Source organism: Bacillus sp. AR8-1, from assembly GCF_008042345.1.
In the GTDB taxonomy this organism is placed as follows: Bacteria; Bacillota; Bacilli; order Bacillales; family Bacillaceae_G; genus Bacillus_A; species Bacillus_A cereus.
Map to the genome: position 1 here is coordinate 1 of NZ_QNUB01000066.1, position 2,253 is coordinate 2,253.

The following is a 2,253-nucleotide window of genomic DNA, read 5'->3' on the forward strand; positions in this document are numbered from 1 at the left end:
TTCGACTTAGGTTTTTTTGTGTTTATTTTTATTACTTAAAATATAAAGGTAAGAATTACCTTTTATAAGGGTATAGTCGAGATATAAAAGAATGTTTGTGATCTTATATAAAAAGGTTATGCAAAAAGTAGCAATCTAGCTCTTTTTGCATAACCTTTTGTGTTTTTAAAGGATTTTACATAAGAAAAAATCTATAATTAAGGTAATTAACATATATTTTTGATGGGTGTGGGGGATTATGAAAGAAATATGCATGTTATTAGTGGCTGTTATATTATGGGGGACAGCTATTGCGCCAACAAAATGGGCGTTAGAATCTATTCAGCCGTTTACTTTGTTGTTTATTCGTCTTTTCTTTGCAGGTGGAATTTGTATGCTATTTTCATTTAAGCAACTACAAAAATCAGTTGTACATAAAAAAGTTCCATGGAAAAGAATGAGTTTGTTAGCTTTTACCGGTGTAGCTGGGTATTTTATGTTCACATCGTACGGTATTTCTTTAACAAGTGGATTACATGTTAGTATCATAGATGCTGCATTACCATTAGTTACAATTCTTTTTTCAGCAATCTTCTTGAAAGAGAAAATTCGATTGAATTATTGGATAGGAATTATATTGGGTGCTATAGGAGTACTCTTTATTACGATTCCATCTAAAAGTGCTGATCAAGAAATGTCTTTAATAGGAGATATACTGATATTATTAAGTACTTTTCTATTTGCTTTCTACACGGTTTTGCTAAAACGACCAAAACAAGAACAGTATTTATCAAACGAGGTTTTTACAACATTAACTTTAATTATTGGAGCTGTTATTCTATTACCATTTGCACTGGTAGAAATTCTTTATTACGGTTTACCAAAGATTGAAACTTGGAAAACGGGACTTAGTGTAATATACCTTGTTATTGGAGCAACAATTTTAGCGTATTGGTTTTGGAATAAAGCGCTAGAGAGAGTTTCAGCATCAGTAAGCGGATTATACTTAAATGCATTACCATTAATAAGTATTGTTACTTCAATTATTCTATTAAATGAATCTCTGACATGGAGAGTAATAATGGGAGCAAGTTTAGTTTTAATCGGAGTAGGATGGGCGGATAAGCAAAAGTTAGGTAATCTATTAAAAGGTAATAAGGTGAAGAATAGAGACTGTTAAACAGTATGATTTATATAATTGACATGTAAAAAAGATACCTTATATATGAGGTATCTTTTTTATTTAGCAAAGATAATAAACTAAAATTAGTATGGATATTCTTTGCTGTATTTATATGTGTCGAAATCATTTTGAAATATTGTTTGAACAAGTTGTATACATTCAGTATCATAAAAGCTTTCAAAAGTTGGATGACGGGGAAATAAAGGATCAGTAATATCGCCTTCGCTAAAATTCCCTTTATAAATCATGGCGGGAGTTTGATGATGCCATGATGTTGAGAACTCATTTATTGGTGCGTTTTTTAATTCGAAATGCTTTTCTAATTCTTTCATTTCCTGATCAAAGTTTTCTAAGTATATATAATTGGTGACATATTCTTCTTCACCAGCTATATATTGTTGTGTGAAATGTGGGTTAATATCACTTGCGTGAGCCCCTTTCATAAATAGATAGTATAGAAATTGTTTAAATGAGATCCCTTTGGGGGAATTTTCATCTTGATATAAAAACTTTCGGATGGGTTTCCATTCGGGATTTTCCATATAAGGAGGTCCAATTAAGGATACGAAAGAACTGACTGCTCTCCTATAAGGGTTACGAACAAGTTTAAACGTTTCTTTTTGTTTTTCTCGCAACGCTACTCCTAGTCGTACACTATAAGCAGGTGTACTTTTGTATATATCATATTCATAATTATGAATGAAAGGACTATAACTTAGAGCTGTTTGCAATAAATCAATCTGGTAAAAGAACCAATTGGCAAGAGAAGTGCAACCGCTTTTTTGACTCCAAAATAGAATGATGGGAAACTTCCTATGATAGTGTGGGCTTCTTGAATGGGCGCTTATGGTGTTTAATAAAGAAGGATCGAACAAGTTCTACACTCCTTTCAGTTATTTTACTGATATGTATGAGGAATAAAGAGGGGGTATGAGAGTCTTTTTCATCTTTTTTTAAAAAATGAAAGATTAATATTGACTATTATTATATAGAGGTGTAATATAGGACAAGTCGCCGATGACATTAACGTCGCAAGTGACAAACGAAATAAAAAACTTAGTTGACATTAACTAACGAAGATGTTAACATAA

2 protein-coding genes are annotated in these 2,253 nt (G+C 31.5%); one reads left to right on the forward strand and one right to left on the reverse strand.

The genetic code is table 11. The annotated features are described in order from the left end of the window. Positions 1–238: 238 nt before the first annotated feature. On the forward strand, positions 239–1,159 hold the full coding sequence (locus DN400_RS28070) for a DMT family transporter (RefSeq protein WP_065229659.1): 921 nt from the start codon (positions 239–241) through the stop codon (positions 1,157–1,159). A gap of 86 nt (positions 1,160–1,245) precedes the next feature. Here DN400_RS28070 and DN400_RS28075 read toward each other — a convergent pair whose 3' ends face one another. After that, entirely contained in the window at positions 1,246–2,037 is a 792-nt protein-coding gene (locus tag DN400_RS28075) for a sulfotransferase family 2 domain-containing protein (RefSeq protein WP_098033891.1), read from the reverse strand. Positions 2,038–2,253: the final 216 nt, after the last annotated feature.